Consider the following 24,325-nt stretch of genomic DNA (forward strand, 5'->3'; position numbering starts at 1 on the left):
TCCAATTGAAATACAAAAACAACCAATCTGTCCTTGTTGTCATTTATGCCAAAGAGAGTGGCAGAGTACTCATGCTACAACGGCGAGACGATGCGGATTTCTGGCAATCGGTCACCGGTTCCCTTGAAGAAAATGAAATACCGTATGACGCGGCAGTGCGTGAAGTTTGGGAAGAAGTGCGGTTAAAAACGCCGTCAAAAAGCACTGCACTTTGGGATTGTCATGAAAGCGTAACGTTTGAAATTTTTCCGCATTTCCGCTATAAATACGCACCGAATGTTACCCACTGCCGAGAGCACTGGTTTTTGTTGGCAGTGGATCAGGAATTTACCCCTGAATTAACCGAACATCTCGCTTTTCAATGGGTTTCGCCGGCACAAGCGATTCAAATGACGAAATCCCCTAATAACGCGGAAGCGATAAGAAAATATTTATTTGATTTGACAAAATAGAAGGAAAACAACATGGCAGGCCATAGTAAGTGGGCAAATATTAAACACCGTAAAGCGGCGCAAGATGCGCAACGTGGCAAAATCTTTACTAAATTAATTCGAGAATTGGTAACCGCTGCAAAAATCGGTGGCGGTGATGTGGGATCGAACCCACGTTTACGTGCGGCAGTGGATAAAGCGCTCAGCAACAACATGACCCGTGATACCATTAACCGTGCCATTGAGCGTGGCGTTGGTGGTGGCGATGACACCAATATGGAAACCAAAATCTATGAAGGTTACGGCCCGGGTGGCACGGCCGTCATGGTGGAATGTTTGAGCGATAACGCCAACCGTACCATTTCCCAAGTTCGCCCAAGTTTTACCAAATGTGGCGGTAACTTAGGTACAGAAGGTTCTGTTGGTTATTTATTTAGTAAAAAGGGCTTGATTATTGTTAATCAAGCAGATGAAGATGCATTAATGGAAGCGGCGATTGAAGCCGGTGCCGATGATGTTCAACCACAAGATGATGGCTCTTTTGAAATTTATACTGCGTGGGAAGAATTAGGTTCCGTACGCGATGGCATTGAAGCGGCAGGCTTTAAAGTGCAAGAAGCAGAAGTGACAATGATTCCATCAACAACCGTAGATTTGGATGCGGAAACTGCACCGAAACTATTGCGTTTAATTGATATGTTGGAAGACTGTGATGACGTACAAAACGTTTATCACAACGGTGAAATCAGCGATGAAGTCGCTGCAATGCTATAAGGAGCATTTATGAAATTTGTTAAAGTATTCTCTGCAATGGCTACCGTTGCCATTTTGGCGGCGTGTTCTAATGCAACAGCCAATGTCGAATCCAAAGCTGCCGGCGCCATGCCAACGATTACGGATAAAACCGTCGTGTATTCTTGCAACAAGAAAACCGTGACTGCCGTGTATCAATTCGAAGGTCAAGAACCGACAGGGGCAATGGTGATGGTAGGCAATAAAGTGATTGCAAAAGATTTTGCTCGCGATACCGCCCAAAAAGATTTTACCGCATTTACTTCCGGCAACTATGTGTGGAATGTGGATAGCGGTTTAACCTTGGATAAATTTGATTCTGTCGTGCCGGTAAATCTTTTACAAAAAGGCAAAAAATCCGACAAAATCATCGTGAAAAACTGTGATGTGAACGCGAAAGCTACAGCAAAAGCAAATCAATAAACTTTCACTTCAAATAAAAACGGCTAGGTCTTCTAGCCGTTTGTTTTATACCCGATTATGACAATTATTTTAGGCATTGACCCCGGTTCGCGCGTGACCGGTTATGGCGTTATCCGACAAACCGGGCGACAATTGGAATACCTTGGCAGTGGCGCCATTCGCACTCAAGTGGATGATTTACCAACCCGTTTAAAACGTATTTATGCCGGTGTGTCGGAAATCATCACGCAATTTCAACCGGATATGTTTGCGATTGAACAAGTGTTTATGGCAAAAAATGCGGATTCAGCCCTGAAACTTGGGCAGGCACGTGGCACGGCGATTGTTGCGGCAGTGAATCATGATTTGCCGGTGTTTGAATATGCGGCGCGCCTAATTAAACAAACGGTGGTTGGTATTGGTTCGGCGGATAAGGTTCAGGTACAAGAGATGGTTACCCGAATTCTGAAACTTTCCGATAAGCCACAAGCGGATGCGGCGGATGCTTTAGCGATTGCGATTACTCATGCTCATTCCATACAGCACTCTTTCCATGTGGCAGATGCTGCGGGGCAAAACGAAACGCAGGAAAAATTGACCGCACTTTTACGTACTCGATATAGTCGAGGCCGTTTCCGTTTAAAAATTTAACTGGATATTTATCCAGTTTTATTTTATGCTACGCACAATTTCTTACAGATAACTAGGATTGCTATGATTGGTCATCTCACCGGTATTTTAATGGAAAAACAGCCGCCGGAAATTTTGTTGGATGTGCAAGGTGTCGGCTATGAACTGTTGTTGCCGATGACAAGTTTTTATCATCTTCCGGAAGTGGGGAAACAAACTAGCTTATTTACCCATTTGGTCGTGCGTGAAGATGCTCATTTGCTCTTTGGATTTGCCCAAAAAACCGACCGCACTTTATTTCGTGAATTGATTAAAACCAATGGCGTTGGGCCTAAATTGGCGTTGGCAATTTTATCTGCCATGTCGGTGGATGAGTTTGCGTATGCCATTGAACGTGAAGAATTGTCAAAATTAGTGAAGATTCCCGGCGTCGGCAAGAAAACCGCAGAAAGACTCTTAGTTGAACTCAAAGGCAAGTTTAACGGCGTGAAAAATAACGATTTCTTTATGCAAGCGGATCATTTGCCAAGCTTTAGCATAGAAGCCGTTGCAACCGCTGAACCTTCTAATGAGGCTGTGGCGGCATTGATCGCCTTGGGTTATAAGCCGGTTGATGCGGAGAAAATGGTGAAAAAAGTCTCTAAACCGGAACTTTCCAGTGAACAGTTAATTCGTGAAGCTTTAAAAGCCGCGTTGTAATTTGAGACAGACAAGATGATTGAAGCAGACAGAATTATCAGTGCTACGGCAAAATTAGACGAAGATGTCATTGATCGTGCCATTCGTCCCAAATTGCTGGCGGATTATGTGGGGCAACCACAAGTTTGCGAACAAATGGAAATTTTCATCAAAGCGGCACAATTACGTCAGGATGCCTTGGATCATTTGTTGATTTTTGGCCCGCCGGGATTGGGAAAAACCACACTGGCTAATATTGTCGCCAACGAGATGGGCGTAAATATTCGCACGACATCCGGTCCGGTTTTGGAAAAGGCGGGTGATTTAGCCGCCATGCTGACAAATCTTGAGCCTCATGATGTGTTGTTTATTGATGAAATTCATCGCCTTTCCCCTGCCATTGAAGAAGTATTGTATCCGGCAATGGAAGATTATCAGTTGGACATCATGATTGGTGAAGGCCCGGCGGCCCGTTCCATTAAATTGGATTTACCGCCTTTTACGCTTATCGGTGCTACAACTCGAGCCGGTTCTTTAACTTCGCCATTGCGCGATCGTTTTGGCATTGTACAACGCTTGGAATTTTATTCCGTGCCGGATTTAACGTCCATTGTGTCAAGAAGTGCGGTCTGTTTGCAGCTTAAAATTGATGATTCGGCAGCCTATGAGATTGCTCGCCGTTCTCGCGGAACGCCGCGGATTGCGAATCGCTTATTACGTCGAGTGCGAGATTATGCCGATGTGCGTAATAACGGTGTGATTACCGAAGCCATTGCGAAAGCGGCACTGTCTATGTTGGATATTGACGATGCCGGTTTTGATTATTTGGACAGGAAGTTGCTGACAGCTGTTTTAGAGCGTTTTGATGGTGGTCCAGTGGGATTAGACAATTTAGCGGCAGCCATTGGTGAGGAGCGGGATACTATTGAAGATGTGTTGGAGCCTTATTTAATTCAGCAGGGATTCTTACAACGAACACCGCGAGGAAGAATAGCAACCTCAACAACTTATCGCCATTTTGGCATTGAAAAAATTTCCCGAGAAGACTAAAAAAATAAAAGGCTTATTGATTTTCAATAAGCCTTTTATTTTTATCTTGTGATTATTGTTGCTGTTGTTTCATGCTGTTGAGTTTCGCTAATGCCACATCGCAACTTTTGATTTGTGTAGCCAATTCCATTTCAAGAATTTGCTGTTTGCTCTGATTGAGTTTGCTTCGAATCTTGTTTACTTGAGTATGGGTGCCGGGTTGTTTTTCTGCTTCAACAATCAGGTTTTCAGTTTCGTTGAATAAATCCTTGCATTGCTGTGGCATTTCTGATGATTTCTTCGCACTATTTTCAGCGGCATTTCCTACATTTGAAAAACTCATTACGGCGCTAGCCATGCAAAGTGCGGTCAAAATTCGTGTTGTTTTTGTTGCCATTTGAAATACCCTTGAACCATTCAAGTAAAAAGTAATATTAATAAATTGCCAAGGAAATTATCAAAATGTTGCTTAAAAGTCCAGAATTTCTTTCTAAATTTGTGATCTGGCGAATTTTAATCTGATAAATATTGCAAGTTTGTTTAGAAAACATATAATTTGATGTAGATCAATTTTACTCAAAATACTTATTTTTAGTTGTTTTTGATTGAGTTCAAAAAATGTGATCTGGGCAACATTTCTACTATTCTTTATCCCTATTTTTAGTAGTAGAATGTGGCTCACATTTAGGTTGTCTGTGTAATAATCGACTTAAAAAACTTTAACTAGTGGTGATTATAAAGATAATCTTATATGAAAAATTCAAAAGATATTTTGAGTTTGTGGGGTGATTACGAAGTAATCATAGAATTTAAAAACTTGTAGACTTTACAAGGAGATGAGATGTTAGACGTTGTTGAACTCTCAAGATTACAGTTTGCTTTAACCGCGCTGTATCACTTCATTTTTGTACCACTGACACTAGGATTGTCTTTCGTGCTTGTCATCATGGAAACAACCTATGTCGTAACAGGTAAAGAAGTGTATAAAGATATGACAAAATTTTGGGGTAAGTTATTTGGGATTAACTTTGCCCTAGGGGTAACGACCGGTATCATTATGGAATTCCAATTTGGTACGAACTGGTCTTACTATTCTCACTATGTAGGTGATATTTTTGGTGCGCCGTTGGCGATCGAAGCATTGCTTGCATTCTTCTTAGAATCCACATTTGTGGGTTTATTTTTCTTTGGTTGGGATCGCCTAACAAAAGGGAAACACCTATTGGCAACTTATTGTGTCGCTTTCGGTTCAAACCTTTCTGCGATGTGGATTTTGGTGGCAAACGGTTGGATGCAATCACCGACAGGTTCAGAATTTAATTTTGAAACCGTTCGTATGGAAATGACCAGTTTCTTAGATTTATGGTTGAATCCGGTTGCACAAAGTAAATTCTTGCATACCTTATCTGGAGGTTATGTTGCCGGTGCGTTTTTTGTGTTGGGAATCAGTTCTTACTATTTGTTGAAAGGTCGTGATCTTGGCTTTGCTAAGCGTTCTTTCTCTATTGCTGCGACCTGGGGATTTATTGCCTCAATTGCCGTGTTAGTGATGGGCGATGAATCCGGTTATGATATTGGTAAGGCGCAACCTGTAAAATTAGCGGCGATGGAAGCTGAATTTGAAACGCATGCTGCGCCAGCGCCATTCCATCCTGTTGCTCTTCCGAATACCGCAGAAATGCGTAATGATTTTGCGATTGAAATTCCATACCTTGGTGGCTTAATTGCTACACGTTCTTTAGATAAAGAAATTACCGGTCTAAAAGAGCTTCAAGCTAAAAATGAAACGCGCGTTCGCAATGGTATTATGGCCTATGATTTGTTTACTCAGTTAAAAGCACAGAAAAAAGCAACAGGTCAGGTTAACCCAGAAACCAAAGCGCAATTTAATGAAGTGAAAGGCGATCTTGGTTTTGGATTGTTGTTAAAACGTTATACCGATAAAGTTGTGGATGCAACGGAAGATCAAATTAAACAAGCAGCACGTGATACCATTCCTAATGTCGGTCCGAACTTCTGGGCGTTCCGTGGAATGTTAGCCGCCGGTGGTTTAATTATCTTATTAACGTTTGGTGCATTTGTGCAAAATTTACGTAGTCGAGTCACTGCATCACCATTACTCCTTAAAGCATTGTTATGGGGATTACCATTGCCATTCTTAGCCATTGAATTTGGTTGGTTCCTAGCTGAGTACGGCCGTCAACCTTGGGCGATTTATGAAGTATTGCCTGTTGGTGTGTCGGCATCCAATTTAAGTGTGAGTGATCTCTGGTTCTCTATCGGGTTAATTTGTGTGCTTTATTTCTTCTTTATTATTGTTGAAATGTACTTAATGTTTAAATACGCCCGTTTAGGTCCGAGCGCATTAAAAACCGGTAAATACTACTTTGAGCAATCATCTAAATAAGCAGGAGACGAATTATGATTGATTATGAATTTCTACGTATTATTTGGTGGGTGCTAGTCATTGTATTACTCATCGGTTTTTCTGTTACCGATGGTTTTGATATGGGCGTGACCGCACTTTTACCGGTTGCCGGTAAAAAAGAAGTTGAAAAGCGTATTATGATCAACTCCATTGCTCCTCACTGGGATGGTAACCAAGTCTGGTTATTAACTGCCGGTGGAGCAATCTTTGCGGCATGGCCGATTGTGTATTCTGTAGCCTTCTCCGGTTTCTATATTGCCTTATTCTTAGTGTTGGCGGCATTATTTTTCCGTCCAATTGGCTTTGAATATCGTGCAAAAATTGATAACCCAACATGGCGTGCAGTATGGGATTGGGGTTTGTTTGCCGGCGGTTTTGTACCAGCATTAGTTTTCGGTGTAGCATTTGGTAATTTATTGCAAGGTGTGCCATTTGAATTAAATGAGCTTTCACAAGTGACCTATACAGGTTCATTCTTTGCGTTATTAAACCCATTTGCACTACTTTGCGGCGTGCTAAGTCTTGCCATGTTAGCGACACACGGCGCAAACTGGTTACAAATGAAAACAACGGCAGAGTTGCGCAATCGTGCAAGAGCCATTACCCAAATTGGCGCATTAGTGACATTAATTACCTTTGTTCTTGCGGGCGTATGGCTTTCTTTTAAAGAAGGTTATATTGTAACCAGCGTATTGGATCACTTTGCCCCATCTTCTCCAGCCTCCGGCAAAGAAGTGGCTGTTGAAGTTGGTGCATGGTTTAAGAACTTCAATGAGACTCCTGCTTTATGGGCATTCCCAGCATTGGCTGTTGTGGGGGCATTATTGAATGTGATTGCATCTAAAGCAAATCGTTGTGGTTTTGCCTTCTTCTTCTCTGTATTAACCATGGCGGGTGTGATTATTACTGCAGCAGTATCCATGTTCCCATTTGTGATGCCTTCAAGTACTCACCCGGCACAAAGCTTGTTAATGTGGGATGCGACTTCAAGTGAATTAACCTTAACGTTAATGTTCTATCTCGCATTAGTCTTCGTGAGTATCTCATTGCTTTACACTATTTGGTCATACTACAAAATGTTTGGTCGTTTAGATGAAAGCTTTGTTGAAGACAATAAAAACACCTTATACTAAGGAGAATAATATGTTATATGCAGTTTGGGTCATCGGTGTTTTATTCGCGATAGGCGTAAGTGCAAAAATTACAATGAACAAAGAGCGTTCAGGTCAATTTGACGAGTAATTGAATGATTAATTCATTGTATCAATTAGTAAATAAGGGTTCATTGCGAACCCTTTCATTTATTTTAGCGCTGATTTTAACGGCGTTTTTCTTTTTTAACATTAACCAATTTTCAACGCAATTAAGAGCGGTCGAATTTTATTATGTTTTTATTTTGATCTGGAGCGTTGGGATTTTATGGATTCATGGTTTGGGCTTTGAGATCAGAGCAACGCTATGGCGTATGCTTTTCATGCCATGGATTGGTTATCTCGCAGCAATCATAAGTTTGTTGCATAATCTATTAACTTAAAATCAAAGAGTTAATTTTTAATAAGTGCAATTTCAAGCTTGCTAATCATTTTGCAGCACTCTAAAATAACCGACCTCCTGCTTTCTAAATTTCATTAAATGGGGAAGAAAAGTTGGAACAGAACGTTTTTTATTATTCTGCTCGTGTTTATTACGAAGATACAGATGCAGGTGGTGTGGTTTATCATGCACGCTATTTACATTTTTTTGAGCGGGCAAGGACAGAATATTTAAGAACATTTAATTTTTCCCAACAAGAATTGTTAGCAGAAAATAAAGGGGCTTTTGTCGTTAAATCAATGAATATTGATTACTGTTTCCCTGCGAAATTAGATGACTTGCTGCAAATAGAAACGCTTGTTACAGAAATAAAAGGTGCGTCCATTATTTTCTCTCAAATTATTAAACGGAATGAATTAACGTTGTGTCGGGCTACCGTAAAGGTAGCCTATGTTGATCTTGGTAAAATGAAACCGATGGCAATTCCATCGCAAATCAAGGCAACACTAGTCAATTAATTATTAGTGAGTTGTTTTCGGAGTATACAATGACCTCAGAATTAAACTTTTTAGATCTCTTTTTAAAAGCCAGTATTGTAGTTCAATTAGTAATTCTTATTTTAGTGAGCTTTTCTATTATTTCTTGGGCGATTATTATTCAACGTAGCCGAGTATTAACGAAGGCATTAAAAGAGTCTATGGCATTTGAAGACCGTTTTTGGTCCGGTGAGGATTTAAATAAATTATATGAAGGGTTATCTAATCGTCGTGATGGTTTAACCGGTAGTGAACAGATTTTTTATGTTGGTTTTAAAGAGTTTACTCGTTTGAAACAAGCAAACCCAGATGCACCGGAGGCGATTATTAAAGGTAGTACTCGTGCAATGAATTTATCTATGAATCGCGAAATTGAAGATATTGAAACTCGCGTTCCATTCTTGGCAACCGTAGCATCCATTAGCCCATATATAGGTCTTTTTGGTACGGTTTGGGGAATCATGCACGCTTTCATGTCCTTGAGTGGAGCAAAACAAGCTACATTACAAATGGTTGCACCGGGGATTGCAGAGGCATTAATTGCAACAGCAATCGGCTTATTTGCAGCAATTCCAGCTGTAATGGCTTATAACCGTTTAAGTTTACGCGTGAATAAACTTGAACAAAATTATGGTAATTTTATTGATGAATTTACGACAATCTTGCATCGCCAGGTTTTCGGTAAAAATCACCATAGTTAATTAATCATATTTTTAGCTGTACTTTGTGTTAAAAGTGCGGTCATTATTTTAGATGTTTTTTCGATTATACGTTTAGAAGGTTGATATGTCTTATCGTCGTCAGCGCCGCGATATTAAATCTGAAATCAATATTGTTCCGTTTTTGGATGTGCTTTTAGTATTGGTTTTGATTTTTATGGCTACTGCGCCAATCATTAGCCAGAGCGTGGAGGTTGAATTGCCGGATGCCGTGCAAAGCCAAAACGTTTCTGCAGAAGACAGAACACCGGTTATTCTAGAAGTTTCCGGTGTTGGGCAATACGCGATTTCAATTGGAGGAAATCGTACAGAAAATTTAACTGAAGATATGGTTACCCAGTTATCTAAGCAAGAGTTTGATAAAGATAACAATACAATGTTCTTAGTTGGTGGCGCGAAAGACGTACCTTATGAAGAAGTGATTAAAGCACTTAATTTGCTTCATCTCGCCGGAATTAAGTCAGTTGGGCTAATGACAAATCCAATTTAATGAGATAGGTAACCATTGTGCAGAAAAAGCGACAAAAAGGTGATGTTGATGCAGTTGTGATTTCAGTCATAATGCACTTGATTTTGTTTGGTTTGCTTATCCTTAGTTCCTTATACCACAATATTGATATTATGGGTGGTGGTGAAGGCGATGATGGCGAAGTCATAGGCGCTGTTATGGTTGATACCGGTTCTGCCGCTCAAGAGTGGGGGCGGATTCAGCAGCAAAAAAAAGGCCAAGCTGATAAACAAAAGAAACAAGAATTAGAAGATAAAAAACAAGAAGAACAGCAACGTCAACAAGAGCTAGAGAAGAAAAAAGAGCAAGAAAAACAAAAACAACTTGCTGAGCAAAAGAAACAGCAAGAGGAAAAAGCCCGTTTAGAGGCATTAGAGAAACAAAAAGAAGCAGAAGAAGCAAAAGCCAAACAAGAAGCAGAAGCAGCTAAATTGAAAGCTGATGCAGAAGCTAAGCGCTTAGCTGCCGCAGCTAAACAAGCGGAAGAAGAAGCGAAAGCAAAAGCCGCAGCAGCAGAAAAAGCAAAAGCCGAGGCGAAAGCTAAAGCTGAGGCTGAAGCAAAGGCAAAAGCGGATGCCGAAGCTAAAGCAAAAGCTGAAGCGGATGCTAAAGCAAAAGCTAAGGCAGAAGCAGATGCAAAAGCAAAAGCCGAAGCCAAAGCGAAAGCTGATGCTAAGGCAAAAGCAGACGCAGCGAAGCGTAAGGCTGATCAAAATGCATTAGATGATTTCTTTAATGGTGGTGATCTTGGTGGTGGAAGTGCAATCAAAGGTGGAAATGCGAATAAACAAGGTAGCCAAGGCTCTGGTGCATCAATGGGAGCTGGGGATGGAGGTAAAACCGGTTCTGCATATGCAGGTGTCGTTTACTCTTCGATAAAACCTTATTTCCGTGGAGATACACGCTTTATAGGTAAAGTTTGCGATATTAAAATGGAGCTTGCCAGTGATGGAACCATTTTATCGTATGAGAAAAAATCCGGGCCTAATGATTTGTGTGCAGCTGCATTAAATGCGATTGAGCAAGCTAAAAAAATGCGTAGAGCACCAACTCCGGAAGAGTATGAAATGTTTAAGAGCTTTACTCTTGGGTTTGACCCGAGAAAAGTGCGGTAGTTTTTTACCGCACTTTGAACAATAGGAGAAAAAATGAAAAGAGTTATTCGAGTATTTAGCTTATTTATTATGCTATTGGGATTGACTTCAGTAGCACGTGCAGAAGTTCGCATCGTTATTGATGAAGTTATGGATTCTGCGCGACCAATTGCCGTTGTTCCGTTTAAGTGGAATGGACCAGGTAGTGCGCCGGCAGATATTGCAGATATCATTGCATCAGATTTACGTAATAGCGGAAAATTTAATCCACTTTCTGTCAGTAAAATGCCTCAGCAGCCGACTACAGCTGCAGAAGTTAACCCTAGTGCATGGTCTGCATTGGGTATTGAGGCAGTAATTGTTGGACAAGTAACTCCGTCTAATGGTGGTTTTGATATTGCTTACCAATTAGTCGATACCATGGGAAGTGCGGGTTCGATTTTGTCTCAAAACCAATATACGGTGACTCAAAAATGGGTTCGTTATGGTGCACATACTGTGAGTGATGAAACCTTTGAGAAACTAACAGGGATTCGTGGTGCATTTCGGACTCGTATTGCTTATGTCGTGCAAAAAAATGGTGGCTCACAACCTTATGAGGTCCGCGTAGCCGACTATGATGGTTTTAACCAATTTATTATTAATAAGAGCTCTCAGCCTTTTATGTCTCCGGCATGGTCTCCTGATGGCAAAAAATTAGCGTATGTTTCTTTTGAAAATAAAAAAGCGCAAATTATTCTGCAAGATCTTAGCTCAATGGCACGTAAAGTAATCGCTTCATTCCCAGGGCATAACGGTGCTCCTGCTTTCTCGCCAGATGGCTCAAGATTAGCATTTGCCTCTTCAAAAGATGGCGTATTGAATATTTATGTAATAAATTTGGGTAGTGGACAGATTTCTCAGTTAACCAGTGGTTCAGGTAATAACACGGAACCTTCTTGGTCGCCTGATGGGCAGTCAATCGTGTTCACATCCGATAGAGGCGGCTCTCCGCAAGTTTATCGCATGAGTGCATCCGGTGGCGGAGCATCTCTTGTTGGTGGACGTGGTAGTGGTCAAATCAGCTCAGATGGTAGTACGTTAGTAATGATCGATGGAAGTAATAACATTGTGAAACAAGATTTGGTTTCAGGTGGTTCTGAGGTACTAAGTTCAACTTTCTTAGATGAAAGTCCGAGTATTTCACCAAATGGTATTATGATTATTTATAGCTCTACCCAAGGTCTGGGAAAGGTGCTACAATTAGTGTCCACAGACGGACGCTTTAAGGCACGTTTACCAGGGAATGATGGACAAGTTAAATTTCCAGCTTGGTCACCATACTTAACTAAATAAACAAGGAGAAATCAATGAATAAATTTACTAAAGCATTGTTAGTTGCTGGTTCAGTAGCTGTATTAGCTGCTTGTGGATCATCAAAAAATGAAAGCGCAAACGGCCAAACTTTTGGTGGTTACTCTGTTCAAGACTTACAACAACGCTACAACACTGTATATTTCGGTTTCGACAAATACAATGTTGAAGGTGAATATGCTCAAATCTTAGATGCTCACGCTGCATACTTAAATGCAACTCCAGCAACTAATGTACGTATTGAAGGTAATACTGATGAACGCGGTACTCCAGAATACAACATGGCATTAGGTGAACGTCGTGCTCACGCAGTACAAAGTTTCTTAACTGCTAAAGGTGTACAAGCAGGTCAAATCTCTACTGTTTCTTACGGTGAAGAAAAACCAGCAGTATTAGGTCATGACGAAGCAGCTTACGCGAAAAACCGTCGTGCTGTATTAGCATACTAATTTTTGCTATTTCAAATAAAAAACCGGGTATTAGCCCGGTTTTTTATTTTTTGTTTTACTGTGTGCTTCTTAATTAGATGCATACATATTTTATTATTTTTATTTTGATGCATATTCAAGCGAATAAATAAAAAAATAAAATTTTTTATTGATTATTGAAATAAAACCAGTATTATAACCCACCGTTGTTGGGTCGTTAGCTCAGTCGGTAGAGCAGCGGACTTTTAATCCGTTGGTCGAAGGTTCGAATCCTTCACGACCCACCACTCAAAAATACCCCTTTCTCAAGGGTCGTTAGCTCAGTCGGTAGAGCAGCGGACTTTTAATCCGTTGGTCGAAGGTTCGAATCCTTCACGACCCACCAATTTAAAGCTGTATTTCCCAAATATGGGTCGTTAGCTTAGTCTGGTAGAGCAGTGGACTCTTAATCCATTGGTCATAGGTTCGAATCCTATACGACCCACCAATAAAATTTCTTATATATCATATAATTAAGAATATCTAGGTAAATTTTAAATGTGACATGTTTTGCGCGAGTGTCGTAAACGCGACGTGTTTTTTTGTCAATTTTCTTCCAAATTAATTTTACTTTGCGATCTTCTTCGCAAAATTTCTCTATCTGCGTGTTTTAGCCTTTCTTATTCCCTTAAAGTGCGGCTCAAAAAAAGGAACGTTTATGCAAAAAGGGTTTACTTTGCTGGAAATGTTAATCGCGCTTTTCATTCTTAGTCTATTGTTGATGCTTGCTTTACCCGCATGGCAGCAGCATTCACAGCAGAACGTCTTGCAAAAAGAGCAGCAAAAACTTTATGCGTTTTTACGTCAAATTCAAGCTCGTGTAGAAAACTCCTCCGATATCTGGTTTATCATGGCAAGCCGTGATCTGCCAGGTAAACGTTGGTGTTTAACGGCGCAGATTAAAAATCATCACCTATGTGACTGTTTAGCTCCTCAAGGTTGTCCTCAGTATGTTTCTGCACATTTTTATTATCCGGCTGCGGACACAATGTTGATTAGCAAACGTTATTATCCTCTAGAACTTACACGTTTAAGCGGTATTCGTAATACGGCTTCTACTGCTTGTTTTGTCCTACAAGCGAATTCTCAGCGTACTTTATTTTCGTTTTTTAATGTGGGTAGTCTGAAATTAAAAGATAACCAGTCGTTGAGTGCATGTGTGAATGATGAAGAATAAGTTTTTTTATGACGTAGTGTATTCTCGTGGGCAAACGCTTGTTGCGCTTATGATTTCAGTGGCGCTTTCAAGTTTTTTACTGCTTGTTATTATGCAGTTTTATAGCCAGCATCAGCAACAGAACCGTGAAATGTTACTTCGTTTGCAATTACAAACTGAGTTACAACGTGTAATCCAATTAATAGGCAAAGATTTGGCAAGAAGCGGCTTTCGTGCGGTAAATGATAAATTGACGAAAAATAATTTGGCGTTATTTGAACTGGGAAATATTCCCTCATCGGTTGTTATCACTCAAATGAATAGCGAGAGAAATAACAGCTGTGTGCTGTTTTTTTATGATTTGGATTCGAATGGGTGTATTGGTACTGGTTATCAAGAGGGTGCTTGTATCTCAAATAAACGTAATGCTACAAAGGAAATTGAACGGGAATTATTTGGTTACCGACTTCATCAAAAAATGTTGGAAACACGTTTAACTTACAAAAACACAGTAAAACAAAATTGCAATCGAGAGGAATGTCAACGCTATACCCAGCAGTCCGCTTGTAATCATGGCGGTTGGGTGGATTTATTAGACGATAAGGTATATGAAATTTCCCATTTGAGCTTTGATTGGTTAGCAGAAAAACAGGGCGTTGAAATACGTTTAGCAGGGCATTTTAAAACGAATAAAAAGATTAAATATGAAACCTCTCTCGTTGTGCCTTTATTAAATGGAGCTAAAGAATGAGAAAACTCCATCGAGGCATGATGACGTTGAGTTTGTTGATTTTGCTGAGTTCATTTTTACTTTTAACGCTACTTTTTAACGATGACTTATTCCGCCTTTATTCTTCTATTGCAGCTCAGCGACACGTATATGTGACTCAGCAAATAAAATTGCAAACGCTAAGCCAAGCGACAAAAAAAGAGAAATGTCAGCAAGTTCCGTTAAATGAAAACGGCGATACCTTTCTCTTGACATTTCGGCTGGAGAACAATCCATTTGCCGATGGCTTAAGCCATTATGCGTGGTGTCAACGGGATAAGTTATTTCAAAAACAACCGGTGCGAAACCAACATGAAAAATTGTTTGATCAGTTTATTTCCGAAGAAGGGCTTGCGCTTTTTCGTTCACAATTGTCGTCGCCTCCGCTCATGTTAGGCTCATCATCGCCTGCGGCATTGTATTGGTTCACGGCGGAAGAAACCGAATGGGAGATTAACAAAAACGTGAATGCGGTGATTGTCGCCGAAGGCGATTTACACATTCGAGGACAAGGTAAAATTAGTGGTTCGATTATTACCAAGGGGCGATTGACGTTAGATGAAAATATTAAAGTGACTTATTCCAAAAGTACGGTTACTCAGATCGTGCAACAATACAGTCGTTGGCGTTTAGCAGAGAAGAGTTGGTATGATTTTGTCGTTCCCAAAAATTAATCAGAAAGGCATGAGCTTGCTGTCCTTGTTGGTGACCTTATCTGTATTCAGCGGGCTTTTCCTCACGTTTAACCAATGGGGAAATGTGCAACGCAAAAGTGCGGTGGAAATTTATCAACGTTTTCAAGCCATCCAACTTGCCGAAAATCAACGACAACGCCAGTTTCTTGGTCTCTCTTGCGAAAGCAGCATTCACCAAAACCACATTCATTTTCATATTACGTGCACGCAAAATCAGGTTACGGTGAAATATCCTCGGGGTGAAATTCGTTTATAATAGCGCAAGTTATATTTGAGCGCATTTCCGGAGGCGGCGTGTTTACTGTTTATCATTCGAATCAACTTGAAGTGCAAAAGGACATTCTCGTTGAATTAATTCAACGTCAACCGCTGAGCAATCCATTACAGCCGGAAACGGTGCTGGTACAAAGTCCGGGCATGGCACAATGGTTACAGTTACAAATCGCAGAGCAAAAAGGCATTGCAGCAAATTTTGCGTTTCCGATGCCCGCCAGTTTTATTTGGCAGCTTTATGCTGAAAACTTGCCCGATGTGGCGCAAAGCAATCAATTTAATAAAAACGCCATGATGTGGCGCTTGATGTGCTTAATTCCTCAATATTTAGAGCAAGAGGCTTTCCATCCTTTACGCCATTATCTGGCGCATTCTGTGCAATCGGAGCAATTTAAACTCTATCAACTTGCCGGGAAAATCGCCGATTTATTTGACCAATATTTGGTTTACCGCCCAGACTGGATCGCTGCTTGGGAGACGCATCGTGATGCGGAGATTCGTCATCAACTTGAAACCCAATTAAATCTTAATCACGATCGTTTATCGGCACAGATTGAACAAAATATCGCATGGCAGGCGAGCCTATGGCGGGCGTTAGTGCAGGCGGTAAAAGCAGAAACCGGATTAGATTGGGTGCAACACCGAGCGCATTTACACCAATTATTGTTAGAAAAACTCCGTGAAAATCGACCGCTCTTTTTGCCAGAACGCCTTTTCATTTTTGGCATTCCGGCGTTGCCAAAAGCGTATTTAGAACTTTTTCAAGCCATTAGCACATATTGTGATGTGCATTTGTTCTTCAATAATCCTTGTCAGGAATATTGGGGGGACATTGTCGATCCAACATTTGTTGAAAAATTAGCACTACGCACTCGTACTGATTATTTCAACCAGGTTAATAAACCTTTGTTGTCCGCAGACCAAATGGCGCAGCTAGAGCACCAATGGGAGGTGACTTACGCACAGGAAAAATTGCAGGTCGGCAATCCTTTGTTAGCTTCATGGGGAAAATTGGGACGCGATTTTTCTTATTTATTAACGCAGTTGGAACCGAATGAGATTTCTGCCTATGCGGAGATTGAACCGCGGAATTTATTGAGTCAAATTCAACATCAGATTTTGCACCTTATGCCGAGTGGCAGTGAGCCGTTAAACTATCAAGAAAATGACCGCACTCTAACCTTCCATTCTTGCCACAGCACGATGCGGGAAGTGGAAGTCTTGCAGGATTATCTGCTGCATTTATTACAAGAAAATCCCCATTTAACCCCAAAAGACATCATCGTGATGGTGGCGGATATTGATAAATACACGCCTTATATTCGCGCGGTTTTCGGGCAACATGCTACGCCGCAAACTGCCATTCCATTTTCGATTTCGGATAACAAATTATCGGAAAATGATGTGATTATTGCCGGTTTCCTCTCTTTATTGCAGCTCAAAGAAAGCATTTTTAGTGCAGAAGATGTGTTGGCGCTGTTAGATGTGCCGGCAATACGCCAACGCTTTAATATTGAATTGCAGGATTTGGCACAAATTCGCGATTGGGTGAAAAATGCCGGCGTACGTTTTGGTTTAGAAAAACAACGTGCACAACCTCATTGTGAGGTGCAAAGCAACTACAATTCCTGGCAAGCCGGTTTGGAACGTATGTTATTGGGGTATGCCTTACGGGAAGAAAATGGTATTTGGCAAGACAGCCTTGGATTGGACAGCAGTTTCGGCTTAAAAGGTCAGCTGGCAGGGCAACTGGCTGAGTTTATCGCCGCATTATCAGATTGGTTCCAAACATTGCAACAGCGCTATTCCGTGGCGCAATGGCAACAACATTTGTTGACCTTAACGGATCGTTTCTTTGCCGTAACAACGGAAACCGAAGAAACCTTATTTTATATTAAAGACGTGATTCAGCAATTTGTAGAACAGTTACAGGACGTGCATTTTGACGAGCGCTTGGCGGTTGATGTTGTGGCAGATGTCATGAGTGGTGCGTTAGAAGAAAACCCGAATCACTACCGTTTTTTAGCCGGTAAAGTGAATTTCTGCACGTTGCTGCCGATGCGTTCTATTCCGTTTAAAGTGGTCTGCCTGCTCGGTATGAATGACGGTGAATACCCACGTCAACAGCCGCCAAATAGTTTTGACTTAATGCAGTATCACCGTATTAAAGGCGATCGTGCGCGCCGTGATGATGATCGTTACTTGTTCCTTGAGGCTTTGCTGTCTGCGCAAGAATATCTGTATATCAGCTACATCGGACGTTCCATTTCGGATAATCAAGAGCGTGAGCCCTCCGTATTGGTGAGCCAGTTGTTGGATTACATCGTGGAAAATCTGCCGAATGAAGCCAGGGATTGGCGGGCATTGCTGGTGCAACAACACGGCATGACGGCATTCAGTCGAAAAAACTTTGAAAAAAACGACCGCACTTTTAGCCCTTCTTTTGCACAACAATGGTTGCCTTTGGTGAATTCACAATCCAATCAAGCATTGCCGGATTTTATTCAACCGACGATAGCGCAGGATGATTTCGAACAAGAAACGGAGATTGAATTTTCTCGTTTGGTGGCATTTGTGAAAAATCCGGTGAAATTTTTCTTTGAGCGCCGTCTCGGTGTGAATTTTTCCGAGCAGGAAGAAAGTATCGCTGACAGTGAAAATTTCGTTTTAAATAATGGCTTAGAGAAATATCTGATTCATGCGGACTTGGTCGATGTCGATGAACACCAAATCGACGCGTTTTTTGATCATTTGAAGGTGAAAGGCGTATTGCCAAGAGGTGAATTTTCGACACTCTACGCCAATAAATTATTGGATGAAGTGGGAGAATTTAAACAATATATTGCCGATTATGTGGAACAAACGCCACAAAACCGTTTTGTACAAATGACCTTGCCGACAGCATTCGGTAATATCACCTTATCAGGCAATATCTCCCATTTATATGGTGACCCGTTACAGCGTGTGACTTGGCGCATGGCCACCGTCAAAGACAAAGATCGTATTGAAGCGTGGCTGTATCATTTATTGTTGTGTGCAACGCAGCCACAGCCGACGGAATCCCTTTTCCAAGGCAAGGACAAACGCGAGATTTTTCAAGTGGTGTCTCAGCAGGATGCCCTTGCGCAACTGCAAATTTATGTCGAAAGCTATTTAGCAGGGCAGGCACAATTACAGTTGATTCCAACACAGGGCATTGAGGCATACCGAAAACAGATTGCTAACGAAGATGAAGTAGATGTTGATAAGTGTTTAGCACAGTTAATAAAAATTGCTGAAGGTGATGATCATTCCTGTGGCGATTTATATTGGCAACGTGTGTTGGTACAAACGCAGGAATTAGATTTGAATTGGATAAATCAGCAGGTGAAAGCGTGGTTTGTGCCGATGTTGCAAGCGATTAAAACGGAAAAATAACCTTATAAATAGACCGCCATGACCACGGCATTTTCCCGTTTTCCATCAGGCGTCGGGTAATAGTTTTTACGGATATCCACTTGATTAAAGCCCAGCGAATCATAAAGCGCTTGGGCTTTTTTATTGGATTCACGTACTTCTAGCCACAATGTCAAAATGCCTTTTTGTCTGAGTTGGGTGATGAGCTCGTTTAAGAGCTGTCGTCCGAGTCCCAAGCCTTGTTTTTTCGGATCGATAGCAATATTAAACAGGGTGGCTTCATCTAACACCGTCTGACAAATGGCAAATCCGTAAATCTGATGGCCTTCGGCGATCTTTAAATTGAGATAACGCTCGCCTTGGTTATTTTTCAGCGTACCTAAACTCCAAGGCACGGCGTGAGCCGCCTGCTCAATGGCATAAAGTGCGTCAAAATCTTGTGCTTCAATGGGCGAAATGCTTATCACGACAGATCCTTGTTATTCGGCATTGATGGAAGGGGATTGCTGAATGGTTTGCCAAAGTTGGCGTTTTGCCTGCGGATGTTGTTTAAATTCTTCAAGATCACCAGACTGCCACACATTTAACGGTTGTGGGAGAGATAAAGTGCGGTCATTTTCCGAGGCGTTTTGAGAAAGCAACCAATAACTGACTTTATGGTTAACTTGCAAATAAGCAAGCTGTTCAAAGGTGATGTTTAAGACTTGCTCGCTGTTCAGTGTCAGGCTGCGTAACACATCCTGCACAACAGGTTGTTGCAATAGATTTTGCTGACTGATGATAATCAAACGAATAGGCTCGGCGACAGTGATATTCATTGCGCCTTTCAACGCTTCCGGGCGTACTAACTGCCATTGGCTAATGCCCATTTGTTGCAGTAATACATCTCGACGGGAGTGGGGGTGGCGCGTTTCTTGCATATCTAAAATCAATTCAATCCAGTATAATGGGCGCCCATTTTAACCAATAAGGCAGAGGATTAATAGCGTGATTTGTACAGAAAGTGAAGTGTTGGAAAGGCATTTAGATTTTTTAACGGGGAAATCATTATTGCTTACCGGCGCGGTGAACGATGAGTTTCTTTCCGATTTACGACGCCAAGGTTTTAACGCTCGTGCTTGGAGTTGGTATTTTGATTACGCCAACCGAGAAAATCAAAAGCAACAAAGAGCGGTGGATTTTTCCCTTGAATTTCAATGCCAAGCCGATTTGATCCTGTTTTATTGGACGAAGAACAAACAGGAATGCCATTTCCAATTAATGCAAATACTTGCCAAAAGCCCGGTGGGGCAAGAAATACTCATTGTCGGCGAAAATCGTAGCGGTGTGCGTTCTGCCGAAAATATACTTGCGGACTTCGGCGATATTCACAAAATCGACTCTGCCCGTCGTTGTAGTCTTTATCATTTTCAGTTAAAAAATCCACCGCACTTTGAGCTGAATTCCTTCTGGAAATCCTACCAACACCCACAACTTGCCGATGTCACCGTGTATGCGTTACCGGGCGTCTTCAGCGCCGCTGAACTGGATGGCGGCACCGCATTATTGTTGACCACGTTAAAAAACGTGTCGGGCGATGTGCTGGATATCGGTTGCGGCGCCGGCGTGATTGGCAGCTACATTCAAAAACATCATCCGAAAACCAAGCTTGTGATGACGGATATTCACGCCATGGCGCTTGAATCGGCACAGCGAACGTTGCGAGAAAATCAGTTGCAAGGCATGGTGTTGGCAAGCGATGTGTTTTCTCATGTGGAAGGAAAATTTGACCTGATCATTTCCAACCCGCCGTTTCATGATGGCATTGATACCGCTTATACCGCCGTTAAGGAATTGATTGAACAAGCAAAATGGCATCTTAAAACCGGTGGTGAATTGCGTATTGTGGCGAATGCCTTTTTGCCTTATGCCGACTGGTTGGATCAATATTTCGACGGTCATGAGGTATTGGCAAAAAATAATAAGTTTAAGGTGTATTCAGTACGCGGATGAGTGAATAGTACGTTAAATTTCGCTAGTCTGACAAAAACCTTTTAGCTAGAATTCTACCTATTATTTACTACTTCAGGAGACGACTATGAACTTTCCTAAAATCGCCCAACAAGTGATTGAAAAACTTGGCGGCAAAGAAAATATTGTCACAGCGGCTCACTGTGCTACCCGTTTGCGTATTGTGCTAAATGATGAAAGTAAAGTGGACAAGGAAGGCATCGATAATATTGAGGGTGTAAAAGGGCAGTTTGCTGTTGCCGGGCAATATCAAATTATTTTTGGTTCCGGTACCGTGAATAAAGTCCACGCTGAATTAACTAAATTGCTGGGCATTGGCGATGTGAGTAAAGCGGAAGTGGCAGAAGCGGCAGGCGGTAATCAAAGTTTGTTGCAACGTTTGGTAAAAGGTTTAGCGGATATCTTCGTACCGATCATTCCGGCCATTGTGGCAGGCGGTTTATTGATGGGTATTTACAGCATGCTCACCGCCAAGGGGTTCTTTGTGGATGAACTCAGCGTCATTGACATGCATCCCGAACTCAAAGATTTAGTGGATTTTATTAATACCATTGCGAACGCACCGTTTGTATTTTTGCCGGTATTGCTTGGTTTCTCCGCCACCCGTAAGTTTGGCGGTAACCCATTCCTTGGGGCCGCATTAGGGATGTTATTGGTTCACCCGGCACTGGCTGATGGTTGGAACTATGCTTTAACGTTGGCAGAAGGCAAGATCCAATATTGGAATGTGTTTGGTTTGGAAATTGAACGTGTAGGTTATCAAGGCACTGTGATCCCAACCTTAATTTCCGCTTGGGTGTTGGCAACGTTAGAAAAAACGTTTCGTAAATTTGTCCCGTCTTATTTGGATAACCTTATTACACCGTTATTTTCCTTATTTATCGCAGGCTTCTTGGCGTTTACCCTCATCGGTCCAATCGGACGTGAAGCCGGTTCATTAATCGCCGCAGGGTTGACCTGGTTATATGACACCTTAGGTTTCATCGGCGGTGCGATTTTCGGTACCTTCTACGCACCCATCGTGATTACCGGTATGCACCAAACCTTCATTGCGGTGGAAACCCAATTATTGGCGGAAATGGCACGCACCGGCGGTACCTTTATTTTCCCAATTGCGGCAATGTCTAACATTGCGCAGGGCGCCGCCTGTTTGGGCGTGGCATTTGCCTTAAAAGATCCGAAAGTTCGCGGCTTGGCCATTCCTTCCGGCATTTCTGCGTTGCTTGGTATTACCGAGCCGGCTATGTTCGGGGTGAACTTGCGTTATCGCCAAGCCTTTATCGCGGCGATGATTGGCTCCGGTCTGGCAAGTGCCTTCATTGCCTTCTTTAACGTAAAAGCCATTGCCCTTGGTGCGGCAGGTTTCTTAGGTATTCCGTCGATTAAGCCTGACAGCCTCGCTATGTACAGCATTGGCATGGCGATTTCCTTTATTGTGGCGTTCAGCCTTTCCACTGTTTTAGTGAAACGCGAACAAGCCAAAGCATAGTTTGCCAACCTTGAGAAAGCACGAATTTGTGAAAGTAAATTCGTGCTTTTTCTTTTGCACAAATATAAAAACGTCGTCAAAAACGACCGCACTTTTTTACAAATTTTTCGAGCATTTCTACATAAACGCAAACGTTTGCGCTATAATACGCCACCTTAAATTTTACTTCATAAATCAAAGGAAATTATTCATGCAATCAACTCGTCCCATTCGCCAAGCATTGCTTAGCGTGTCCGATAAATCCGGTATTGTGGAATTCGCCCAAGGCCTCGTAAAACGCGGTGTTAAGCTGCTTTCTACCGGCGGTACGGCAAAACTGTTAGAACAAAACGGCTTGCCGGTAACCGAAGTGTCCGATTACACCGGTTTTCCGGAAATGATGGACGGTCGCGTGAAAACCTTACACCCAAAAGTGCACGGTGGGATTTTAGGTCGTCGTGGTACGGATGATGCGATCATGCAGCAACACGGCATTGAAGGCATTGATATGGTGGTGGTGAATTTATATCCTTTCGCCGCAACCGTGGCAAAACCAAATTGCATGTTAGAAGATGCCGTGGAAAATATTGATATCGGCGGCCCAACCATGGTGCGTTCTGCGGCGAAAAACCATAAAGATGTGGCGATTGTTGTGAACAATCAGGATTTTGATGCCATTCTTGCCGAAATGGATCAACATCAAAACAGCTTAACCCTAGAAACCCGTTTTGATCTTGCTATCAAAGCATTTGAACACACTGCCCAATACGATTCCATGATCGCGAACTATTTCGGTCAGTTGGTGAAACCTTATCATGTTGCTGCTGAAGAAGATGCGGAGGCGAAGTGCGGTCAATTTCCACGGACTTTAAATTTGAATTTCGTGCGTAAACAAACCATGCGTTACGGCGAAAATGCTCATCAAAATGCCGCGTTTTATGTGGATATCAATGTAAAAGAAGCGAGTGTGGCGACGGCAAACCAACTACAAGGTAAAGCCTTATCTTACAATAATATTGCCGATACCGATGCTGCGCTAGAATGCGTGAAAGAATTTGATGAGCCGGCCTGCGTGATTGTGAAACACGCCAATCCGTGTGGGGTGGCTTTAGGCAAAGACATTTTAGAGGCCTACAATCGCGCCTATCAAACAGACCCAACTTCAGCCTTTGGTGGCATCATTGCGTTTAACCGTGAATTAGACGAAAAAACCGCAAATGAAATTGTCGAACGTCAATTTGTGGAAGTGATTATCGCACCGAAAGTGTCTACAGAAGCCGTTGAAGTGGTGAAACGTAAGAAAAATGTCCGTTTGCTTGAATGTGGAGAATGGCAAGCCCGTACCCAACGTTTAGATTTCAAACGCGTGAACGGTGGCTTGTTAGTGCAAGATGCGGATTTAGGCATGGTGGGCTTGGATGATTTAAAAGTGGTCAGCAAACGTCAACCGACCGAACAAGAATTGAAAGATTTATTATTCTGCTGGAAAGTGGCGAAATTTGTGAAATCGAATGCCATTGTTTATGCCAAAGATAACCAAACTATTGGTATTGGTGCGGGCCAAATGAGCCGCGTGTATTCGGCCAAAATCGCCGGTATTAAAGCGCAAGATGAAGGCTTGGAAGTAGCCGGTTGTGTGATGGCATCCGATGCGTTCTTCCCATTCCGTGATGGCATTGATGCGGCGGCGAAAGTGGGCATTCAATGTGTCATTCATCCGGGCGGTTCAATGCGTGATCAGGAAGTGATTGACGCGGCAGATGAGCATAATATGGTGATGGTATTGACCGGAATGCGGCATTTTAGACATTAATTTATGCAGCAACTTCGCTCAATGAGCGACTTACTTATTCCCCCTCTTTCGTAAAGAGGGGGCGAGGGGGAGATTTCAACGATACTAAATGTACTATGAGGTTAAAATAACTTCTGCCAAATCTCCCCTACCCCTCTTTGCTAAA

General features: G+C 42.0%; 26 protein-coding genes and 3 tRNA genes. 26 read left to right on the forward strand and 3 right to left on the reverse strand.

The genetic code is table 11. The features are described 5' to 3' along the window. Positions 1 to 5: 5 nt before the first annotated feature. The 6 genes from nudB to ruvB all read left to right on the forward strand — a co-directional run bounded on the left by nudB (position 6) and on the right by ruvB (position 3,983). Entirely contained in the window at positions 6 to 452 is a 447-nt protein-coding gene (nudB, locus tag ACO5E4_RS01200) for a dihydroneopterin triphosphate diphosphatase (protein ID WP_485861775.1), read from the forward strand. 12 nt (positions 453 to 464) lie between these two features. Next, a complete protein-coding gene (locus tag ACO5E4_RS01205) occupies positions 465 to 1,205 on the forward strand; it encodes a YebC/PmpR family DNA-binding transcriptional regulator (protein ID WP_021615175.1) in 741 nt (246 codons plus the stop codon). A gap of 9 nt (positions 1,206 to 1,214) precedes the next feature. Then, positions 1,215 to 1,646 carry a hypothetical protein gene (locus ACO5E4_RS01210; RefSeq protein ID WP_454905411.1) on the forward strand — a complete coding sequence of 144 codons (432 nt, stop codon included), beginning with the start codon at positions 1,215 to 1,217 and terminating at the stop codon, positions 1,644 to 1,646. A 57-nt stretch (positions 1,647 to 1,703) separates the two neighbouring features. After that, positions 1,704 to 2,276 (forward strand): crossover junction endodeoxyribonuclease RuvC, encoded by a 573-nt coding sequence (ruvC, locus tag ACO5E4_RS01215; RefSeq protein WP_485861776.1) that lies wholly within the window; start codon positions 1,704 to 1,706, stop codon positions 2,274 to 2,276. A 63-nt stretch (positions 2,277 to 2,339) separates the two neighbouring features. Beyond that, on the forward strand, positions 2,340 to 2,954 hold the full coding sequence (gene ruvA / locus ACO5E4_RS01220; protein ID WP_485861777.1) for a Holliday junction branch migration protein RuvA: 615 nt from the start codon (positions 2,340 to 2,342) through the stop codon (positions 2,952 to 2,954). A gap of 15 nt (positions 2,955 to 2,969) precedes the next feature. Beyond that, the gene (gene ruvB, locus ACO5E4_RS01225) at positions 2,970 to 3,983 is read left to right on the forward strand and encodes a Holliday junction branch migration DNA helicase RuvB (protein WP_111295137.1); all 1,014 of its coding nucleotides are present in this window, start codon (positions 2,970 to 2,972) and stop codon (positions 3,981 to 3,983) included. A gap of 52 nt (positions 3,984 to 4,035) precedes the next feature. Here the strand turns inward: ruvB and ACO5E4_RS01230 are convergent, their stop codons facing one another. Next, entirely contained in the window at positions 4,036 to 4,359 is a 324-nt protein-coding gene (locus ACO5E4_RS01230; protein ID WP_485861778.1) for a DUF5339 domain-containing protein, read from the reverse strand. 444 nt (positions 4,360 to 4,803) lie between these two features. Between ACO5E4_RS01230 and ACO5E4_RS01235 the strand changes: the two genes are divergently transcribed. The 17 genes from ACO5E4_RS01235 (at position 4,804) to recC (ending at position 18,910) form a co-directional block, all read left to right on the forward strand. Next, a complete protein-coding gene (locus ACO5E4_RS01235) occupies positions 4,804 to 6,369 on the forward strand; it encodes a cytochrome ubiquinol oxidase subunit I (RefSeq protein WP_485861779.1) in 1,566 nt (521 codons plus the stop codon). A 14-nt stretch (positions 6,370 to 6,383) separates the two neighbouring features. After that, complete coding sequence (gene cydB, locus ACO5E4_RS01240) at positions 6,384 to 7,523, forward strand: cytochrome d ubiquinol oxidase subunit II (protein WP_485861780.1); 1,140 nt, start codon at positions 6,384 to 6,386, stop codon at positions 7,521 to 7,523. Positions 7,524 to 7,636: 113 nt separating this feature from the next. Then, positions 7,637 to 7,924 (forward strand): cyd operon protein YbgE, encoded by a 288-nt coding sequence (gene ybgE / locus ACO5E4_RS01245; RefSeq protein WP_485861781.1) that lies wholly within the window; start codon positions 7,637 to 7,639, stop codon positions 7,922 to 7,924. A 112-nt stretch (positions 7,925 to 8,036) separates the two neighbouring features. Further along, the gene (ybgC, locus tag ACO5E4_RS01250) at positions 8,037 to 8,441 is read left to right on the forward strand and encodes a tol-pal system-associated acyl-CoA thioesterase (RefSeq protein ID WP_485861782.1); all 405 of its coding nucleotides are present in this window, start codon (positions 8,037 to 8,039) and stop codon (positions 8,439 to 8,441) included. Positions 8,442 to 8,470: 29 nt separating this feature from the next. After that, the gene (gene tolQ, locus ACO5E4_RS01255) at positions 8,471 to 9,160 is read left to right on the forward strand and encodes a protein TolQ (RefSeq protein ID WP_006718998.1); all 690 of its coding nucleotides are present in this window, start codon (positions 8,471 to 8,473) and stop codon (positions 9,158 to 9,160) included. Positions 9,161 to 9,245: 85 nt separating this feature from the next. Beyond that, positions 9,246 to 9,668, forward strand: coding sequence for a colicin uptake protein TolR (gene tolR, locus ACO5E4_RS01260; protein ID WP_006718996.1), 423 nt, complete (start codon positions 9,246 to 9,248; stop codon positions 9,666 to 9,668). 17 nt (positions 9,669 to 9,685) lie between these two features. Next, positions 9,686 to 10,801 (forward strand): cell envelope integrity protein TolA, encoded by a 1,116-nt coding sequence (gene tolA, locus ACO5E4_RS01265; RefSeq protein ID WP_485861783.1) that lies wholly within the window; start codon positions 9,686 to 9,688, stop codon positions 10,799 to 10,801. A 33-nt stretch (positions 10,802 to 10,834) separates the two neighbouring features. Then, positions 10,835 to 12,115 carry a Tol-Pal system beta propeller repeat protein TolB gene (gene tolB, locus ACO5E4_RS01270; protein WP_485861784.1) on the forward strand — a complete coding sequence of 427 codons (1,281 nt, stop codon included), beginning with the start codon at positions 10,835 to 10,837 and terminating at the stop codon, positions 12,113 to 12,115. A 14-nt stretch (positions 12,116 to 12,129) separates the two neighbouring features. Further along, positions 12,130 to 12,582 carry a peptidoglycan-associated lipoprotein Pal gene (pal, locus tag ACO5E4_RS01275; protein ID WP_006718991.1) on the forward strand — a complete coding sequence of 151 codons (453 nt, stop codon included), beginning with the start codon at positions 12,130 to 12,132 and terminating at the stop codon, positions 12,580 to 12,582. A gap of 190 nt (positions 12,583 to 12,772) precedes the next feature. Continuing rightward, positions 12,773 to 12,848: transfer RNA gene (locus ACO5E4_RS01280), tRNA-Lys, on the forward strand. 22 nt (positions 12,849 to 12,870) lie between these two features. After that, positions 12,871 to 12,946 (forward strand) — tRNA-Lys (locus ACO5E4_RS01285). 25 nt (positions 12,947 to 12,971) lie between these two features. Next, positions 12,972 to 13,048 (forward strand) — tRNA-Lys (locus ACO5E4_RS01290). 210 nt (positions 13,049 to 13,258) lie between these two features. Beyond that, positions 13,259 to 13,777, forward strand: a complete 519-nt coding sequence (locus ACO5E4_RS01295) for a prepilin-type N-terminal cleavage/methylation domain-containing protein (protein ID WP_485861785.1) — start codon at positions 13,259 to 13,261, stop codon at positions 13,775 to 13,777. Further along, positions 13,764 to 14,507, forward strand: a complete 744-nt coding sequence (locus ACO5E4_RS01300; RefSeq protein ID WP_485861786.1) for a hypothetical protein — start codon at positions 13,764 to 13,766, stop codon at positions 14,505 to 14,507. Before ACO5E4_RS01295 ends, ACO5E4_RS01300 begins: the two co-directional genes overlap by 14 nt. Then, a complete protein-coding gene (locus ACO5E4_RS01305; RefSeq protein ID WP_485861787.1) occupies positions 14,504 to 15,199 on the forward strand; it encodes a DUF2572 family protein in 696 nt (231 codons plus the stop codon). The genes ACO5E4_RS01300 and ACO5E4_RS01305 overlap by 4 nt, the downstream gene beginning before the upstream one ends. Beyond that, complete coding sequence (locus tag ACO5E4_RS01310; protein WP_485861788.1) at positions 15,174 to 15,476, forward strand: DUF5374 domain-containing protein; 303 nt, start codon at positions 15,174 to 15,176, stop codon at positions 15,474 to 15,476. The genes ACO5E4_RS01305 and ACO5E4_RS01310 overlap by 26 nt, the downstream gene beginning before the upstream one ends. Before the next feature lie 38 nt (positions 15,477 to 15,514). Further along, entirely contained in the window at positions 15,515 to 18,910 is a 3,396-nt protein-coding gene (gene recC, locus ACO5E4_RS01315) for an exodeoxyribonuclease V subunit gamma (RefSeq protein WP_485861789.1), read from the forward strand. A 2-nt stretch (positions 18,911 to 18,912) separates the two neighbouring features. Here recC and rimI read toward each other — a convergent pair whose 3' ends face one another. Together rimI and ACO5E4_RS01325 are read right to left on the reverse strand one after the other, a co-directional pair. Continuing rightward, positions 18,913 to 19,356, reverse strand: a complete 444-nt coding sequence (gene rimI / locus ACO5E4_RS01320; RefSeq protein ID WP_006718977.1) for a ribosomal protein S18-alanine N-acetyltransferase — start codon at positions 19,354 to 19,356, stop codon at positions 18,913 to 18,915. 12 nt (positions 19,357 to 19,368) lie between these two features. Continuing rightward, on the reverse strand, positions 19,369 to 19,809 hold the full coding sequence (locus ACO5E4_RS01325; RefSeq protein WP_485861790.1) for a DNA polymerase III subunit psi: 441 nt from the start codon (positions 19,807 to 19,809) through the stop codon (positions 19,369 to 19,371). A gap of 67 nt (positions 19,810 to 19,876) precedes the next feature. Here ACO5E4_RS01325 and rsmC point away from each other — a divergent pair, with 67 nt between their 5' ends. The 3 genes from rsmC to purH all read left to right on the forward strand — a co-directional run bounded on the left by rsmC (position 19,877) and on the right by purH (position 24,180). Beyond that, entirely contained in the window at positions 19,877 to 20,881 is a 1,005-nt protein-coding gene (rsmC, locus tag ACO5E4_RS01330) for a 16S rRNA (guanine(1207)-N(2))-methyltransferase RsmC (protein ID WP_485861791.1), read from the forward strand. A gap of 85 nt (positions 20,882 to 20,966) precedes the next feature. Then, the gene (locus ACO5E4_RS01335) at positions 20,967 to 22,388 is read left to right on the forward strand and encodes a sucrose-specific PTS transporter subunit IIBC (protein WP_485861792.1); all 1,422 of its coding nucleotides are present in this window, start codon (positions 20,967 to 20,969) and stop codon (positions 22,386 to 22,388) included. A 190-nt stretch (positions 22,389 to 22,578) separates the two neighbouring features. Beyond that, entirely contained in the window at positions 22,579 to 24,180 is a 1,602-nt protein-coding gene (gene purH / locus ACO5E4_RS01340) for a bifunctional phosphoribosylaminoimidazolecarboxamide formyltransferase/IMP cyclohydrolase (RefSeq protein WP_485861793.1), read from the forward strand. Positions 24,181 to 24,325: the final 145 nt, after the last annotated feature.

Source organism: Aggregatibacter sp., from assembly GCF_057314075.1.

Bases quoted from the DNA above. Each gene is read 5' to 3' on its own strand.
- ACO5E4_RS01205 (WP_021615175.1), top strand. From the start codon at position 465: ATGGCAGGCCATAGTAAGTGGGCAAATATTAAACACCGTAAAGCGGCG.
- ACO5E4_RS01210 (WP_454905411.1), top strand. From the start codon at position 1,215: ATGAAATTTGTTAAAGTATTCTCTGCAATGGCTACCGTTGCCATTTTG.
- ruvC (WP_485861776.1), top strand. From the start codon at position 1,704: ATGACAATTATTTTAGGCATTGACCCCGGTTCGCGCGTGACCGGTTAT.
- ruvA (WP_485861777.1), top strand. From the start codon at position 2,340: ATGATTGGTCATCTCACCGGTATTTTAATGGAAAAACAGCCGCCGGAA.
- ruvB (WP_111295137.1), top strand. From the start codon at position 2,970: ATGATTGAAGCAGACAGAATTATCAGTGCTACGGCAAAATTAGACGAA.
- ACO5E4_RS01230 (WP_485861778.1), bottom strand. From the start codon at position 4,359: ATGGCAACAAAAACAACACGAATTTTGACCGCACTTTGCATGGCTAGC.
- ACO5E4_RS01235 (WP_485861779.1), top strand. From the start codon at position 4,804: ATGTTAGACGTTGTTGAACTCTCAAGATTACAGTTTGCTTTAACCGCG.
- cydB (WP_485861780.1), top strand. From the start codon at position 6,384: ATGATTGATTATGAATTTCTACGTATTATTTGGTGGGTGCTAGTCATT.
- ybgE (WP_485861781.1), top strand. From the start codon at position 7,637: ATGATTAATTCATTGTATCAATTAGTAAATAAGGGTTCATTGCGAACC.
- tolQ (WP_006718998.1), top strand. From the start codon at position 8,471: ATGACCTCAGAATTAAACTTTTTAGATCTCTTTTTAAAAGCCAGTATT.
- tolR (WP_006718996.1), top strand. From the start codon at position 9,246: ATGTCTTATCGTCGTCAGCGCCGCGATATTAAATCTGAAATCAATATT.
- tolB (WP_485861784.1), top strand. From the start codon at position 10,835: ATGAAAAGAGTTATTCGAGTATTTAGCTTATTTATTATGCTATTGGGA.
- pal (WP_006718991.1), top strand. From the start codon at position 12,130: ATGAATAAATTTACTAAAGCATTGTTAGTTGCTGGTTCAGTAGCTGTA.
- ACO5E4_RS01295 (WP_485861785.1), top strand. From the start codon at position 13,259: ATGCAAAAAGGGTTTACTTTGCTGGAAATGTTAATCGCGCTTTTCATT.
- ACO5E4_RS01300 (WP_485861786.1), top strand. From the start codon at position 13,764: ATGATGAAGAATAAGTTTTTTTATGACGTAGTGTATTCTCGTGGGCAA.
- ACO5E4_RS01305 (WP_485861787.1), top strand. From the start codon at position 14,504: ATGAGAAAACTCCATCGAGGCATGATGACGTTGAGTTTGTTGATTTTG.
- ACO5E4_RS01310 (WP_485861788.1), top strand. From the start codon at position 15,174: ATGATTTTGTCGTTCCCAAAAATTAATCAGAAAGGCATGAGCTTGCTG.
- ACO5E4_RS01325 (WP_485861790.1), bottom strand. From the start codon at position 19,809: ATGCAAGAAACGCGCCACCCCCACTCCCGTCGAGATGTATTACTGCAA.
- ACO5E4_RS01335 (WP_485861792.1), top strand. From the start codon at position 20,967: ATGAACTTTCCTAAAATCGCCCAACAAGTGATTGAAAAACTTGGCGGC.
- purH (WP_485861793.1), top strand. From the start codon at position 22,579: ATGCAATCAACTCGTCCCATTCGCCAAGCATTGCTTAGCGTGTCCGAT.